This window comes from Brevibacterium sp. 2SA (genome assembly GCF_005502845.1).
In the GTDB taxonomy this organism is placed as follows: Bacteria; Actinomycetota; Actinomycetes; order Actinomycetales; family Brevibacteriaceae; genus Brevibacterium.
The window spans coordinates 149,516-165,358 of record NZ_SCMW01000003.1; the positions used below are offsets into that span (position 1 = coordinate 149,516).

12 protein-coding genes are annotated in these 15,843 nt (G+C 69.5%); 7 read left to right on the forward strand and 5 right to left on the reverse strand.

The genetic code is table 11. The annotated features are described in order from the left end of the window. Positions 1–2: 2 nt before the first annotated feature. From FFS20_RS02680 to FFS20_RS02690, 3 genes are all read right to left on the reverse strand, one after another. Complete coding sequence (locus FFS20_RS02680; RefSeq protein WP_249356463.1) at positions 3–1,025, reverse strand: DUF3027 domain-containing protein; 1,023 nt, start codon at positions 1,023–1,025, stop codon at positions 3–5. Then, entirely contained in the window at positions 1,025–1,405 is a 381-nt protein-coding gene (locus FFS20_RS02685) for a cold shock domain-containing protein (RefSeq protein WP_137824395.1), read from the reverse strand. The genes FFS20_RS02680 and FFS20_RS02685 overlap by 1 nt, the downstream gene beginning before the upstream one ends. A gap of 510 nt (positions 1,406–1,915) precedes the next feature. Beyond that, positions 1,916–2,146 carry a hypothetical protein gene (locus FFS20_RS02690; RefSeq protein ID WP_137824396.1) on the reverse strand — a complete coding sequence of 77 codons (231 nt, stop codon included), beginning with the start codon at positions 2,144–2,146 and terminating at the stop codon, positions 1,916–1,918. Between the two features lie 78 nt (positions 2,147–2,224). Here FFS20_RS02690 and FFS20_RS02695 point away from each other — a divergent pair, with 78 nt between their 5' ends. Both FFS20_RS02695 and FFS20_RS02700 read left to right on the forward strand, forming a co-directional pair. After that, complete coding sequence (locus tag FFS20_RS02695; RefSeq protein ID WP_249356466.1) at positions 2,225–4,315, forward strand: helicase-associated domain-containing protein; 2,091 nt, start codon at positions 2,225–2,227, stop codon at positions 4,313–4,315. Between the two features lie 88 nt (positions 4,316–4,403). Beyond that, positions 4,404–6,038, forward strand: coding sequence for a DNA repair helicase XPB (locus FFS20_RS02700; protein WP_137824398.1), 1,635 nt, complete (start codon positions 4,404–4,406; stop codon positions 6,036–6,038). Between the two features lie 15 nt (positions 6,039–6,053). Here FFS20_RS02700 and FFS20_RS02705 read toward each other — a convergent pair whose 3' ends face one another. Together FFS20_RS02705 and FFS20_RS02710 are read right to left on the reverse strand one after the other, a co-directional pair. Beyond that, positions 6,054–7,733, reverse strand: a complete 1,680-nt coding sequence (locus FFS20_RS02705) for an ATP-binding cassette domain-containing protein (protein WP_137824399.1) — start codon at positions 7,731–7,733, stop codon at positions 6,054–6,056. A gap of 172 nt (positions 7,734–7,905) precedes the next feature. After that, the gene (locus FFS20_RS02710; protein ID WP_137824400.1) at positions 7,906–8,865 is read right to left on the reverse strand and encodes a DMT family transporter; all 960 of its coding nucleotides are present in this window, start codon (positions 8,863–8,865) and stop codon (positions 7,906–7,908) included. A 196-nt stretch (positions 8,866–9,061) separates the two neighbouring features. Between FFS20_RS02710 and FFS20_RS02715 the strand changes: the two genes are divergently transcribed. The 5 genes from FFS20_RS02715 to FFS20_RS02735 all read left to right on the forward strand — a co-directional run bounded on the left by FFS20_RS02715 (position 9,062) and on the right by FFS20_RS02735 (position 15,574). Continuing rightward, on the forward strand, positions 9,062–9,748 hold the full coding sequence (locus FFS20_RS02715; protein ID WP_249356468.1) for a CGNR zinc finger domain-containing protein: 687 nt from the start codon (positions 9,062–9,064) through the stop codon (positions 9,746–9,748). Positions 9,749–9,920: 172 nt separating this feature from the next. Then, complete coding sequence (locus FFS20_RS02720; protein ID WP_137824402.1) at positions 9,921–10,676, forward strand: response regulator transcription factor; 756 nt, start codon at positions 9,921–9,923, stop codon at positions 10,674–10,676. A gap of 111 nt (positions 10,677–10,787) precedes the next feature. Continuing rightward, positions 10,788–12,494 carry an ATP-binding protein gene (locus FFS20_RS02725; RefSeq protein ID WP_249356479.1) on the forward strand — a complete coding sequence of 569 codons (1,707 nt, stop codon included), beginning with the start codon at positions 10,788–10,790 and terminating at the stop codon, positions 12,492–12,494. Next, positions 12,491–14,710 carry a trypsin-like peptidase domain-containing protein gene (locus FFS20_RS02730; protein WP_137824404.1) on the forward strand — a complete coding sequence of 740 codons (2,220 nt, stop codon included), beginning with the start codon at positions 12,491–12,493 and terminating at the stop codon, positions 14,708–14,710. Before FFS20_RS02725 ends, FFS20_RS02730 begins: the two co-directional genes overlap by 4 nt. A 576-nt stretch (positions 14,711–15,286) precedes the next feature. Then, a complete protein-coding gene (locus FFS20_RS02735; protein WP_137824405.1) occupies positions 15,287–15,574 on the forward strand; it encodes a WXG100 family type VII secretion target in 288 nt (95 codons plus the stop codon). Positions 15,575–15,843 lie beyond the last annotated feature (269 nt).

Here is a 15,843-nt window from a genome sequence, read left to right on the forward strand (position 1 = left end):
GTTCAGCCCTCCTGGAACTCGAGTTCGCCGCGGGCGTAGTCGTCGACGACGGCTTCGGCAGGTTCGGTGTCCTGGCGTCTGACGTCGGTCTCCGAATGCGCGCCGCAACCGGAATCGAGTTGGACGACGCGGCCGTCGAAGGGCGACCAGGCGTTCGCGCAGACCCCGAACTGCTCGCGCAGCGAGCCGGCGATCGGCATGAAGTATCCGCAGGTGCTGCAGTGCGCCGAGGCGCGGGTGGAGAATTCGCCCTCAGCGCCGGCATCGGAGTTCGCCCACCGGGTCGCGGCCGAGGAGATCCCCTCAGGGGAGAGCACCCGCTCCCGACCGATGCCGAACTCGAAGTTCGCGATCTGGTCGATGTTGTCGGCCGAGTTGTCCTCGGTCTGCTGGTAGCCCGGCTGCAGGTTGGGATCGGAGTCGACCTTCGGCAGGGTGTCGCGCGGGGTGAGATCCCCGGGCTCGAGCCGCTGATCCCACGGCACCCACTCGGGGGCGACGAGGGCGTCGGGACCCGGCAGCAGCGCTGTCTCGCAGACCGTGACCTTCTTCGACCGCGGTGCTCGGGCGAGGACGGCGACCCAGCGCCAGCCCCGGTAGCTCGGGTCGGTGCACACGAAGTAGTGGGTGACGAGCCGGGTGCCCTCGGCCAGCGCGCCGAGGTGCTCGCCGATCACGGAGCTGCCGGCCACCTCGGCGATCGCCGACCGGGCCACGTCGATCGCCGCTGCCAGCTGGGCGTCGAGGACGACCTTCTCCGGGGTCGAGCGGGCCGGCTTCGCGGGTGCGGCCGCGGTCTGTGTCGAGGCCGCGTCCGCCTTCGTCGCGGTCGTGACCGTTCCGGGATCGACGGTGGCCGCCGCGGCATCGGGGTTGGCCGCCGCGGCATCGACGGTGGCCTCAGCGGCATCGGTGGAATCGACCGGCGCCGAGGCGGTGGCGACGTCCGCGTCCTCAGGCGCCGAGGCGGCGGCCCGAGTACCCGCGCGCTGTTCGTCCAGCCACGTGGTGAAGAGAGAGGACATCATGACTCCAAATCGTCGGCGATCGCCCGCAGCAGCGAGGCGACCTTGTTCCCGTGCTCGCGGTCGGGGTAACGGCCGTGCTGCAGGCCGTTGCCCAGGTCATCGAGAACTTTGATGACGTCTTCAACCATAACCGCCATATCCTCGGTGGAGCGGCGGCGGGCCTTCGCGACCTTCGCGGGAGCGCTGATCAGTCGTGCTTTGAGCACCTGGGCGCCGCGGCGGGAGTCGACGACGTCGTAGTCGAGGCGGGTGCCCTTGGTGACCTCGGCGCCTTCGGGCAGGACCGAGGAGTGGAGGAAGGCCTGCGAGCCGTCCTCGGCGACGACGAAGCCGTAGCCCTTGTCGGCGTCGAACCATTTCACGCGTCCGGTTGGCATGGTGTCCTTTCGTGCAGTGCTGCCGTGGTGCGCAGCCCTGCGGTGTCTCGGAGGACCCGGTCGGGTCCTGTGTCTCTGACCGGCGATACCGGTCTGTGTCAGTGGTGGCCGGTAATGTCCTGCGCACTCAGATGGAAGGAGGTGGTCAATGGTGGTTCGTCGGTCGGCCTCGAATGCCTCGCACTCGTGGCCTCACAACCGAACGCGGCTCCGGCCGCTGAGCGGGAGTCTCATCGCTCGCCTCACGTGTCACTGTCGCCCGGTGGCTGCCCCGTGCCGTTGCTCTGTTCGTGAGCGTCACGGTGAGCGTTCGTCGACTGGTCGCAGCCTCTGCTTGCGCTGGGCTGGGTCCGGCTGAGCCGTCTGTCCTCAGCTGCTCGGTCGGTGCGGTTTCGGTGAGCTGGCGTGAACTGCGGTCCGACCGGAGGCCCCGAGCGAATGGAACCACCGACCGAACGGAGGTGATCGCCACAGAGACGTGAGCCCGCGGAAGTGAGCCCGCGGTTCGTCTCAGCTCTCATTCACCCCTGGCTGCCTGCGTCTGAGCGCTGAGCGGATGACGACCGCAGCGAGCAGAGCGAAGGCGATGGGCAGAAGGATCATCGGCAGGTATGTCAGCAAGTGCGAGGGGGTGTACCCCATCCACGCCTGACCCAGAACGCCGATGAGTGCGGCTGCTCCGATGACGGCTGCTGCGACGGCTACGACGACGATGGCCGTATCGGCACGCTTGGCTGACAATGCTCGTCCTTCCCGAGGTGATTGGGCGTTCCTGACCCCTCCATTGTACCCCTGGGGATACACTGAACGGCGATGTCAATGACCTTCAGCACATGGCTGGCCCAGAGCTCTGACGCGGACTTCGAGTCGTTCGTGCGGACTCGTCGCGACCTCCTCCGGCCCGAGTCGCCGACACTGTCCTCCCTTGCCGCTGCGGCGTCGTCGCGCATCGGCGTCTCGCGCGGCATCGAAGCGCTCGACGCCGACCAGCTCGACCTCCTCATCGGTCTCGCCACGGCCGCCCGCACCGGCCCCGACATCAGTCTCGACCGCCTCGACGGTGCCGCCCCCGCTGAAGCCGACCTCACCCGGCTGCGCGACCTCGGGCTCGCATGGCCGACGGACTCCCCCGACGTCTGGCGGATCCAGACCGAGGCGATCACTCTGCTGCCCACCTCGGCGGCGGACTCCGCACGCCCCCGCCCCTGGCACACCTACGCGGGTCTCGGGGACCGCCCGGACGCCTCGGCGACGACGATCCCTCAGGCTCTCGTCCACAACAGCGAACAGGCGGCCGTCGCCGAGGTTGTGTCCTCCCTGCGCGGCCTCGTCGACGAGATGGAGTCCTCCCCCGTCTCCCGCCTCACGAGCGGCGGCATCTCGAAGCGCGACGTCAGCCGCCTCGCCCGCACCCTCGAGCTCGACCTCGAACCGACGATCACCCTGCTGCTGGCGGCGAAGTCCCTCGGTCTCATCGGCGTCCTCGACGATCCGCTCGACCCGCAGTGGACGGCGAGTGACGACGCGGCGACGATGCTCGCCGGTGACCGCGCCGACCTCTGGGCGTCGCTCGTCTCCTCGTGGCTGCGCGAATCCCAGGACGTCACCCAGCTCGTTGCCGGGGCGAGCGCGAACGAGCGCCTCACCGTCCTCGCCGCCCCGAAGAAGTCCCTGTTCAAAGGCTTCAGCCAGTCGGTTCCGGCGATGCCGCTGCTGCGTGCCACCGTGCTCTCCGTGCTCCACGACATCGGTGTCGGATCATCGCGTTCGGCCGAGTGGATCCACGCGCAGGTCCTGCGAGCCCGGCCGCTGACCCCGGCCCACGATCCCGCCATCACCGAGGAGGTCCTGCAGTCCGCGGTGATGTTCGGGCTCGCGACGACCCCACTCCAGCAGCCGGGCCATTTCGGGCCGAGCCGGTTCGGGGTGATGCTCGCCGCCGGTCTCGAGCGGGCCGCGGCCGCGGCGGTCAGGGACAATCCGGCACTCGCCCCCCTCGGTGTCAGCGTCGCGGCACTGGCCGTGCCCGCCGAGGTCGTCGCCGAGGTCCGCACAGGGCTCGTCCCCGAGGTCGACACCGTCCTCATCCAGTCCGATCTCACCGCCGTGGCGACCGGTCCGATCGACCCCCGCGTCCACCACATCCTCCGCCGCTTCGCGGTCGTCGAAGCCCGCGGCCAGGGCACCGTCTACCGCATCGACGGGGACACGATCGAGGCGAGCATGCAGTCCGGCGTCGACGCCGCCGAAGCGCTGCGCGAACTCGCCGAGATCAGCGCCGAACCGTTGCCCTCGACGCTCGAGTTCCTCGTCTCGAACACTGCCGCGAAGCTGCGCCGGGTGCGGGTCGCCGGAGCCCGTGCCGTCCTCGTCGTCGACGACCCGGTCGACCTCGACGTCATCCTCTCCGACCAGCTCATGGCCCCTGCCGGTCTCGACCGTCTGGCCCCGACGGTGGCGATCAGTCAGCTCGGCCCCGAACGCACGCTGCACCTGCTCGAGGCCGGGGACCATCACGCGCTCCTCCACTCCCCCGCCGGTCCCGTGCGCCGCCGGTCGGTGATCCCGCAGACCGAACCCGAGGTGACGACGCGGACACGGGCCCGGGTCACCGACGACCGCCTCGGCGACTACATCCGCATCCTGCGCTCCCCGGCGGGCGCAGCCGCCGAGCGCACGGCGACGGACGAACCGCTCGGTCACCTCGATCGGCTGCGGGAGGCCGCACAGGCCCGGACGCTCGTGACGATCCGGCTCGCCGACTCCCACGGTCAGGAGCGCATCGTGCAGATGCAGCCGACGACGGTCAACGGCGGACGGGTCCGGGGCACGGTGACGACGACCGGCGCCGAGGCGTCCCTGTCGATCGCGCGCATCGTCAGCGTCGAAGCGGCGCCGGAGCCGAGGTGAGCGCAAGCCGGCAGGTACGGGCAGCGGTGGGAACAATCGCGCCGCCTGGCGCGTTGACCTCGTCGTTGTCACCTCGGCGAAGGAATTCATGAACGGACCTCTCATCGTCCAGTCCGATCGGACTGTGCTCCTCGAATCGGGGCACCCCCTGGCCACCGAGGCGGCGGTGGCGATCGCCCCGTTCGCGCAGCTGGCCCGGACCCCGGAGTACATCCACACGTACACGATCACCCCGCTGGGCCTGTGGAATGCGCGCGCGAGCGGCCATGACGCCGAATCGGTCGTCGATGTCCTCCTCGAGTTCGCGAAGTACCCGGTCCCGCACGAGCTGCTCGTCGACATCGTCGACATCATGGACCGGTTCGGGGTGCTCACCCTCATCGACCATCCCGTCCACGGGCTGACGCTGACGTCGACGGAGACCGAACTCCTCGACCGGCTGACCGGCCAGCCCGACCTCGTCGGCAAGTTCGGCAGGCGGCTCGATGAGGAGTCCGTCCTCGTCCACCCCTCGGAACGGGGCGAGCTCAAGCACGCCCTCCTCCAGCTCGGGCATCCGGTCTCCGACCATGCCGGCTACGTCGACGGCGAAGCCCACGACATCGAGCTCAGCGACGACGCCCACGGCGGGGCCTGGCATCTGCGCGACTACCAGCGGGAGGCCATCGACCAGTCGCTCTCCGGGGAGTCCGGAGTCGTCGTCCTCCCCTGCGGGGCGGGGAAGACGGTCGTCGGGGTCGCGACGATGTCGCGGGTGCAGACGACGACGCTCATCCTCGTGACGAACTCCGTGTCGGCGAAGCAGTGGAAGGACGAGATCCTCGCGCGCACGACGCTGACGGAGGACGAGATCGGCGAGTATTCGGGATCGGTCAAGGAGATCCGCCCGATCACGATCGCGACCTACCAGGTGCTCACGACGAGGCGGAAGGGCTCCTACCTCCACCTCGAACTCCTCGACGCGAAGGACTGGGGGCTCGTCATCTACGACGAGGTGCACCTGCTGCCGGCGCCGATCTTCCGGCTCACCGCGAGCCTCCAGGCCAGGCGGCGGCTCGGGCTGACTGCCACGCTCGTGCGCGAGGACGGCCGGGAGGACGAGGTGTTCTCCCTCATCGGACCCAAGCAGTACGAGGTGCCGTGGAAGGAGCTCGAACGCCTCGGCTTCATCGCCACCGCCGCATGCCACGAGGTCCGCGTCCGCCTCGACGGAGGCACCCGCACCGCGTATGCCCGTGCCGACGGCGAGGATCGCTACCGCCTGGCCGCGACCTCGGATGCGAAGCTGCCGATCGTCAAGACGCTCGTCGCCGACCATCCCGAGGCGCAGATCCTCGTCATCGGCCAGTACCTCGACCAGCTCGAGGAGATCGGCGAAGCCCTCGGTGCCCCCGTGCTCACCGGGCAGACCCCGGAGTCGCAGCGGCAGGAGCTCTTCCGCGACTTCCGGTCGGGGGCGATCAGGGTCCTCGTCGTGTCCAAGGTCGCGAACTTCTCCGTCGACCTGCCCGCCGCCTCGGTGGCCATCCAGGTCTCCGGTGCCTTCGGGTCGCGGCAGGAGGAGGCGCAGCGCCTCGGCAGGATCCTGCGGCCCAAGGAGGATTCGGGCTCGGCGACGTTCTACACCGTCGTCGCCGCCGACACCGTCGACGAGCACTTCGCCGCCCAGCGCCGCCGCTTCCTCACCGAGCAGGGCTACAGCTACGACATCGAGGTGCGGTAGGCGCGGCCGAGAGGCTCACCCACGGGCGCGGGACACGCGTCCCTCGTCCCAGACGGGCTCGTTCGACTCGTAGATCTCCCCGTCGGCGCCGAAGACGAGGAACCGATCGAAGTCACGGGTGAACCAGCGATCGTGGGTGACCGCGAGCACCGTGCCGTCGAAGGCGGCGAGCGCATCCTGCAGCGCTTCGGCGGAGACGAGGTCGAGGTTGTCCGTCGGCTCGTCGAGGAGGAGCAGAGTCGCGCCGGCGAGTTCGAGCAGGAGGATCTGGAACCGCGCCTGCTGCCCACCCGAGAGCGAGTCGAAGGTCTGCTCGGCGGCCCCGGCGAGTTCGTAGCGGGCCAGGGCCCGGGACGCGGGTTCGCGCGGCAGCCCGCTGCGGTGCTCGTCACCGCGATGGAGGATGTCGAGCAGGGTCCGTCCGATGAGGTCGGGCCGCCCGTGGGTCTGTGCGAACCAGCCGGGCCGCACCCGGGCCCCGAGCCGCACCCGTCCCTCATGGGCGACAGCGGGGATGTCGATGTCGCTGACGGGCCGATGCTCGGGCTCGGGATCGGTGCCGCCGGCGGCGAGCAGGCGCAGGAAGTGCGACTTCCCCGACCCGTTCGACCCGAGCACCGCCACCCGATCGCCGTAGTGGACCTCGAGGTCGAAGGGCAGCATGAGGTCGGTGAGCTCGAGTGCGTCGGCGACGATCGCGATCTTCCCGGTCCGACCCCCGCCGAGGCGGATCCCGAGGTTCTGCTCCCGCGGCATCGCTTCGGGCGGGCCGGTGGTCTCGAACCGTTCGAGTCGGGTCTGCGCCGCCCGGTAGCGCGAGGTCATATCCGAGTTGTACGCGGCCTTCTGCTTGTACATCTGGACGAGAGCCCTGAGCTTCGCGTGCTCCTCATCCCAGCGCTTCCGCAGCTCCTCGAGTCGGTCGAACCGGGCGACCCGCGCCGCGTGATACGAGGCGAAGCCGCCCGGATGCACCCAGGCGGTGTTTCCGGCGGCGGAGAGCTCGAGCGTGATGATCTCCGTCGCGGCCTGCGCGAGCAGCTCCCGATCGTGGGAGACGAAGAGGACGCTCTTGTCCGTCTCCCGCAGCTGCGCCTCCAGCCACCGCTTGCCCGGCACGTCGAGGAAGTTGTCCGGTTCGTCGAGGATGAGCACGTCGTCATGTCCGCGCAGGAGCGCCTCGAGGACGAGCTTCTTCTGCTCCCCGCCCGAGAGCGTCGGAATCGCCCGGTCCCGACACCGGTCAAAGGGGATCCCCAGCGCCGAGGTGGTGCACGTGTCCCACAGGACCTCCGCGTCGTAGCCTCCCGCATCCGCCCATTCGCTCAGGGCGTTCGCGTACGCCATCTGGACCTCGGTCGTCTCACCGTCGGGGCCGAGCAGACGCTCCTCGGCCCGTCGGACGACGGCGGCGGCCCGCTGGATCCGCTGCGGTGCGAGCTCCTCGAGCGCCTCGGCGACGGTGTCGGCGGTGATGAACTGCCGCATGAGGCCGACGCTGCCGGTCTGGGACACCGACCCGGACTCCGGGGACAGCTCACCGGTTAGGATGCGCAGCAGCGTCGTCTTCCCCGCCCCGTTGGCGCCGATGAGCGCGGCCTTCGCCCCGTCGCCGACCCGGAACGACACCCCCGACAGCAGCGGTCTGCCGTCGGCGAGGGTGTACGCAACGTCGTTGATGTCGATGTGGCCCATGGGCTCACGCTATCAGCGTCGTTCTCAGCAGCCCGCCGGGCACAGGGCAACCGGGCGCAGGGCACGGAGGCGCAGGGTGGCTGAGCGCCCGGAGGGTTCCTCGCCACGGCACCGAGCAGCCGGGAGGGCCGCCGGGACGGGCGGGCCGCCGGGACGCACGCGCCCCTCCCGGTCACACCTCGGCGAGGGCACCGGAGCGGGCGACGACCTCACGGGTGGCGATCCGCCGGGCCAGCCGGGCCTCGCCCCATTTGATGAAGACGACGCCGCCGAGGATGAAGACACCGCCGAAGAGCTGGATCGGCGCGGGCAGCTCGGCGAGCAGGAGCCACGCGACGATGACCGAGAAGGGCACTTCGATGAGGTTGACGAACGAGCCGACGGTCGCGCCGATGTAGCGCAGGCCGAGGATCCCGGTGATGTAGGCGCCGGCGGTGAAGAGGACGATGAGGGCCATCGGCAGCACCCACGAGACCTGGAGGCCGCCGAAGTCGACGTCCGTGGTCGCCGCGCCCCACGGCATGACGCCGAGGAGGACGATGAGACCCATGGTCAGCGCGCCGACGCCCATGCCGAGTCCGGTCAGCGCCACCGGCGGCACATTGATCGTGTCCTTCGCCGAGACGAGGAAGTACGAGGCGAGACAGACCGCGGCGGCGAGCGCCATGACGACGCCGAGGACGCTGATCGAGGCCCCGCGCAGGTTGAGGACGAGGAGGAGCCCGACCATCGAGACGAGGACCCCGATGAACGTCACGGTCGCCGGGCGGGTCCGGGTCCGACCCCAGATCCAGAAGACGATGAGCATCGGCGCCGTCATCTCGAGGAGGAGGGCGACGGCGACGGTGAGGTGTTCGACGGCGACGAAGTAGAAGCCCTGCACCCCGGCCATCGACACGAGCCCGTAGGTGAGGACCGTCTTCCAGTGCGTGCGCACTTCATCCCAGCGACCGCGCAGGGCGAGGAGGCTGGGGATGAGCAGGAGGAGGGCCGACCCGATGAGGCGGATGAGCACGACCGCGCCCGGCGTCCATCCGACGGCGTACATCGTCTTCGCGATCGGTCCGGAGACGGCGAAGAAGAAGGCGGAGGCGAGGGTGAGGAGAAACCCCAGGACGACGGTGCGGGTCATTCTCAGCCTCCTGAGCTCGGGTGCGGTCGGCGCGGACGGATGAGCGCGCCGAGGTGGCGGTGCAGTGACCGCCACGGTGGGTTGTGCAGTCTCCGCCGGGGTGGCGGTGCGTTGTCCATCGCCAGTATTTCCCACCGCGGTGAAATGAGTCAAGTGCATTTTGCTCCTTACGCGATGTGGCACAATGGCAGGCATCATGACTTTCGCTTATGACATCCGCTCGAACCTCACAATGCTCGTCGATCTCCTCAACACCGCGGGCGGCATCGCCGCGGACGGGGATCAGCTGACGACGACCGCAGGTCTCCGTGACTTCGCCGCCGGGCACGACTTCTCCGGGCCGCTCACGGCGACGAAGGCCGACGTCGAGGAGACGCGCCGGCTGCGCGAGCGCTTCGCCGCCGCCTTCGCAGTGGGCCTCGATGCTGAGCCCGCAACCGAAGCGAGCCTCGATGCCGAGCCCGCGTCCGAGGCGAACCTCGACTCCGACGCAGCCTCCGACACCGGCCCGGCGGACGAATCGGCCGCGGACGCCCTCGAGCGGCGCATCGTCGAGGAGGTCAATCTCACCCTGCGCGAGACCGATGCGCTGCCGCAGCTCGTGCGCCACGGCGACTGGGACTGGCACCTCCACGCCGTGGGCGCGACGGCGAGCCTCGCCGACCGCGTCGCCGCCGATGTCGCCCTCGTGCTCATCGATCTCATCCGCTCCGGCGACCTCGACCGCCTCGGCAGATGCGCGGCCGAGGACTGCCGGGCGTACCTCGCCGACTTCAGCCGCAACCGCTCGAAGCGCTTCTGCGACACCGGCAACTGCGCCAACCGCACCCACGTCGCCGCCTTCCGCGCCCGCCAGAGCGACGCCGGCCGCCCCTCTTCCTGAACCCGCCCTGTTCGCACGCTGAAAAATCCCGCAATTCACCCCTCCGATCCTGAGAGCCCAGGCCCCGAGGGGACTCGAATGGACTTTCCTGGGAATTTTTCAGTGACGCGGATCACAATCGCATTCAGGCAACGTTCACGTGACTCCCAGACTCGCTCTTCACACTGAAGTCATGACTACACAGAACGACACCGACATCGAAGCCACTCTGCTCGTTGTCGACGATGAGCCCAACATCCGCGAACTTCTCTCCACGAGCCTGCGCTTCGCCGGCTTCGACGTCGTGTCGGCAGCCAACGGCGCCGAGGCTCTGCGCCTCGCTGAGCAGACCACCCCCGACCTTCTCGTCCTCGACGTGATGCTGCCGGACATGGACGGCTTCACCGTCACCCGGCGGCTCCGCCAGATCGGGATGAACGCCCCCGTCGTCTTCCTCACCGCTCGCGATGACACCTCCGACAAGATCACGGGGCTGACCGTCGGCGGCGATGACTACGTGACGAAGCCCTTCAGCCTCGAAGAGGTCGTCGCCCGCATCCGCGCCGTCCTCCGCCGCACCCGCAGCCTCGAGGACGAAGAGAACGCCGTCATCGTGGCGGGCGATCTCGAACTCGACGACGACACCCACGAGGTGCGCCGCTCGGGGATCCTCATCGACCTCTCCCCCACCGAGTTCAAACTGCTGCGCTACCTCATGCTCAACGCCAACCGCGTGCTCTCGAAGTCGCAGATCCTCGACCATGTCTGGGAATACGACTTCGGCGGCGACACGGGAATCGTCGAGTCCTACATCTCCTATCTGCGTCGCAAGATCGACGTCACTCCGGAAACGGACGCCGCCGGTCACACCGTGGAGATGGAGTGGACGCCGATGATCCAGACGAAGCGCGGCGTCGGCTACATGCTGCGCACACCGGAATCCAAGTAGTCGCCCAAGCACGGGCGCTAGATTACTCACGTGGCAACAAAACACACCCGTCCCTCCCGACCCGGTTTCTGGGAGGAGTGGTCTCTGACCACCAAGCTCCTGGGGATCATGATGCTGCTCATGCTGCTTGTTCTCTCGGGGACGAGCGCATGGGTGCTCGAGAACCTGCGCGACAGTCTCATCGAACGCACCGACGAGCGTCTCATCAGCGCGTCCGAGACGCTGGCGAAGCAGGCCTACCAGGACGTCTTCGCCCCGGCGCAGCTGCAGTCGACCGAATCCGGCGGCGACGGCAGCGCGACGACGATCGACTCGAACTCGTGGAACGAGCTCAAGAGCCTTCTGCCCGGCGGCTTCTACGTCCAGTTCTACTCGACCGACGGCAAGGCGATCAGCGATCCCGTGGCGCCCGAGCCGAAGAACCAGCCGGTGCTGCCGCCGATCACCGAATCCGATGTCTACGCGCAGGGCGGCCGGCCCTTCACGGTCTCCGGAACGAAGTCGCAGTGGCGGGCACGGGCGATGAAGGTGCAGAACACCGACGTGCTCGTGGCGATCGCGGTCCCCTTCGACCGCGAGATCGACAACATCAACGAACGCGCCCGCAACACGATGATCGGCATCGGCCTCCTCGCCCTGGCGATGGTCGCCGGAGTCGGCTACTGGGCGATCAACAACACCTTCCGCCCGCTGCGTGACATCGAGAAGACGGCCTCGCGGATCGCCGGCGGCGACCTCAGCCAGCGCGTGCCGACGTTCCCCCGCAACACGGAGCTCGGACGGCTCTCGGCGGCGCTCAACACAATGCTCGGTCGCATCGAGGATTCCTTCGACGGTCAGACGCGATCGGAGAAGCGGATCCGACAGTTCGTCTCCGACGCCTCGCACGAGCTGCGCACTCCGCTCGTGACGATCCGCGGCTACGCCGAGCTCTACCGTCAGGGAGCGATCACCAAGCCCGATGACATCGCGCAGGCGATGGAGCGGATGGAGTCGGAGGCCAAGCGCATGGGCGTCCTCGTCGACGACCTCGTCGTCCTCGCCCGGCTCGACGAGCAGCGCCCGACGGAGATCGGTCCGATCGACCTCTTCAAGGTCGTCCGCGACGCCGCCGCCGACGCCGCCGCCCAGGCTCCCGACAGGGAGATCAGCTTCGTCGGCCTCGACGGGGACGATGCGACCCCGGTGCCGCTCATCCGCGGTTCGGAGTCGAAGATCCGCCAGGTCATCGTCAACCTCGCCGGCAACGCCGTCCGCCACACCCCGGAGGACGCGGCGATCGAGTTCGCCGTCGGCGTCGTCGGACTCCCCGAGGACCCCGCAGCCGAGACCGGCACCACCGGCCCGGAGGACAGCGGCAAGGCGGGGGCGAAGGAGAAGTCCCGGGAGCGCGGTTTCGTCACCGGCGGAGTCCGCATCTTCCGCCGCGGCGACGCGAGCGGAGCGGAGCCTGCCGACGCGCAGGAGCCGGCGGGCATCGTCCCCAACGTCACCGCGGCGGGCACGGTCGCCGTCGACGAGTCGCTGCGCGGCTTCCCGAACGGACGCGTCCGCTTCGAGGTCCGCGACCACGGCGAGGGCATCGACCCCGAGCTCGTCCCCCGCATCTTCGAGCGGTTCTACCGGCTCGACGTCTCCCGCACCCGCGACACCGGCGGATCCGGCCTCGGCCTGTCGATCGTCAAGGCGATCGTCGAGAACCACCACGGAGTCATCTCCGTGCAGCAGACACCAGGGGGCGGCGCGACCTTCCGCGTCGACCTGCCCATCCCAGATAACGAAGACAGTGCTCCAGACGCGCGAAAGGACGAGCGATGAGCAGCAACGACGGCAACACTCCCCGCAACCGGGGACGCCACGGAAACGACGACTACCGGACGTTCCCGACCGACGGCTCCCGTGCGTCATCGGATGTTCCGCGCACCTTCCCGACCGCCGATCAGGGGACCTCGCCGAGGCGGGACGGCGCACCCGCGTCCGACCCGTCCCAGCCCGGTTCAGGCCAGGCTCCGGCGGGATCGACTCAGGGCCAGTCCGGACAGGGTCTGGGCCAGTCCGGTCAGGGCCTGGGTCAGTCCGGTCAGGGCCAGGGTCAGTCCGGTCAGGGCCAGGCTCAACCGGGGGCGAGCCGCCCGGACTCCGATCCCTCCACGCGCAGCTTCCCCGCTGCGCCGGGTCAGGGACAGCCCGGGACCGGTCGGGGTGAGGACACGACGCGGGTGCAGCCGACTTACGCGCAGACGCCTGGGGACAATTCGCGCGGAGTGACCGGAGCGCCGCAGGGCAATGCGAGCGGAGGCCACTTCTCGGGGTCCGGCCAGCAGTCGGGCTCGGGCCAGCAGCCGGGCTCAGGCCAGCCGGGCTACGGATCGTCGGGCTATGGGGCGTCGAACCAGTCGGGCGCCTCGAGTCCCTTCAGCCCTGCAGGCCAGCAGTCCGCGGGCGGTGCCTCGACGTCCGGACAGTACGGTGCCGACCGGTACGGCACCGGGCAGAATCCGACGTCCGGCCCTGGCCGGTACGGGCCGGGTGCGGGTCAGTACGGTGCAGGGTCAGGGCAGTCGGGTCAGTACGGTGCAGGGTCAGGGCAGTCGGGTCAGTACGGTGCAGGGTCAGGGCAGTCCGGCCAGCAGGGAGCGACCGGCTCGACCGCGACCTTCGGCGCGGCGGCGGGTGCCGGTGCCGGCGCTGTGGCCGGTGCCGCTGCCGGTTCGAGTTCGGCGACGACTGGTGCCGCTGCCGGTTCGGGTACGGCGACGACCGGTCCCGCCGGTTCCCAGCAGGGCTCGCCCTATGGCGGCGGCTACGGGTCGGATGCTTTTGGCTACGGGGGCTACGGTTCCGGGGGCTACGGATCCGCTGCCTACGGGGCGAACCCGTCAGGCCCCGGCGATCAGGGCCCGTACGGCGGTGGAGCACCGCCTCGGCGCCAGAAGCGCGGACCGGGCTGGGGCGCGACGATCGCGATCGCCCTCATCGCCGCGCTCATCGGCGGAGGCGCAGCGTTCGGCGGCAGCTACGCGGTCAACGCCCTCCAGGATGACGCCCCGCGCAAGGTCGCCGAGCAGACCATCGAGACCCCGGACTGGACTCAGGTCGCGAAGGAGGCCTCCGAGGCCGTCGTCTCGATCCAGGCCGCTGTGGGCGGACGGCCAGTCGCGCTCGGCTCGGGATCGCTCTATGACGACCAGGGTCACGTCATCACGAACAACCACGTGGTGGCGCCGTCGGACACCGCAGGCGGAGAGCTCATGGTGACGATGAAGAGCGGCGCGACGATGAAGGCGAGCATCGTCGGGCGCGACCCCTCGACCGACATCGCGATCATCAAGCTCGATCAGGTTCCGCAGAACGTCACGCCGCTGCCGGTGGGCGATTCGAAGGCACTCCAGGTCGGCGATCCCGTGATGGCGCTCGGCAACCCGCTGGGACTCGCCGACTCGGTGACCACCGGCATCGTCTCCGCTCTCGACAGGCCGGTGACCACGGAGAACATCGGTGACAACGCCTCAGCTCAGCAGAAGGAGCTGACCATCACGAACGCCATCCAGACGGATGCGGCCATCAACCCCGGCAACTCGGGCGGCCCGCTCGTCGACGGCAACGGCAACTTCATCGGCGTCAACTCCGCTGCTGCCTCCCTCGGCTCCGGCGAGGAGGGACAGCAGTCCGGGTCGATCGGCATCGGCTTCGCGATCCCGGCTTCGCAGGCGGTGTCGATCGCCGATCAGCTCATTGCGACCGGCCAGGCCCTGCACCCGTTCCTCGGCGTCACCCTCACCGACGGGCAGATCAACAGCGGCGGAGTGACCCGCTCCAGCGCGAAGGTCCAGACCGTCGAGGCGGGATCGCCCGCCGCTGCGGCCGGGTTCCAGGACGGTGACGACGTCATCGCCGTGGCCGGCACGAAGGTCAACAGCGCAGTGTCGCTGCAGGCCCTCGTCCGCGCCCAGCCGGTCAACACTCCCGTCGACTTCACGATCGTCCGCGGCGGCCAGGAGCAGACCCTCCAGGTGTCTCTCGAACTGAAGTGACGACCGAGCGCCGAGGAGTTCTCGGCGCCGTGCCACCATGCGACACGGCGCCTCCCCGCTCGGGGAGGCGCCGTGTCGCATGGTGGCACGGCGTCTCCCCCGCTCGGGGAGGCGCCGTTTCGCATGGTGGCACGTCCGTGGATCCGCTCCGCCGCGGGTCCACTCCCCCGCGGGTCCACTCCCTCGCGCGTCCGCTCCGCCCCGGGGGTCCTCCCGCCCCGGGTCCGCCGAAGCGGTGGCGCGGCCGCTCCCCCGGTGCCGTTCCAGTTCCCGCAGCGATAGACCAGCTCCTCAGGTTCCACGCCCCCTCGCCTGTCTCTCCACCCGGGCCCGTGCTCCGCCCGGGCCCGTGCTCCACTGCTCGAATGACTGCGGGTGTGACTCGCGCTCGTGCAGGTGTGGAAGACGCGCACACTCGTGTGCCGGACGGCTGTGGACGCTCAACCCGTGTCCACAGGGACGCTCCGCGCCCTTGCGGCCGCGCCAGCCCGCCGGGGAACGTGGTCTCTGCACTCACCCAATGCGCTCACGCAGCACGGCGGACTCCACGATCCGCCGACCACATGAGGAGAAGTCATGAGTTTCGAAGTCGACGCCGAACGCGTCTCGTCCGCGGCCACAGCGACCGCCGCATCGTCCCAGGCGCTCATCGCCGAGTCGAACACGATGCTGCGGAACCTGCTCACCCTGCAGGAGTGCTGGAAGGGCAGCGCCGCCCAGAACTTCCAGTCGGTGATCAACCAGTGGGAGGGGGCACAGAAGCAGCTCTTCGAATCGCTCACCTCGATCCACGGTGCGCTCGGCACCGCAGCCACCCAGTACTCCGAGGTCGAGGCGGCGAACTCGCGTCTCTTCGCGCCGTGAGCCGGCCGGCAGCGAGCACTGTGACTGCGCCTCTTCGCACCGTGACCGGTCGAGAAGGATCGGTCGAAAGGGAACGGTCGAGAAGCGAGTGCCATGATCGGGCCCGCAATGAGAACCGGAGCGAACACCGGAGTCAGGGTCGGGCTCACGGAGTCCTGGGCTGTGTCAAGTTTCGTAGACGATCTCTTTGTGGATCAGGCGGCGATCGCGGCCTGAAGGGTGTAGTCGGCGCGCGCTTCGGCGGGCGTGCGGTAGCCGAGGCTCGAGTG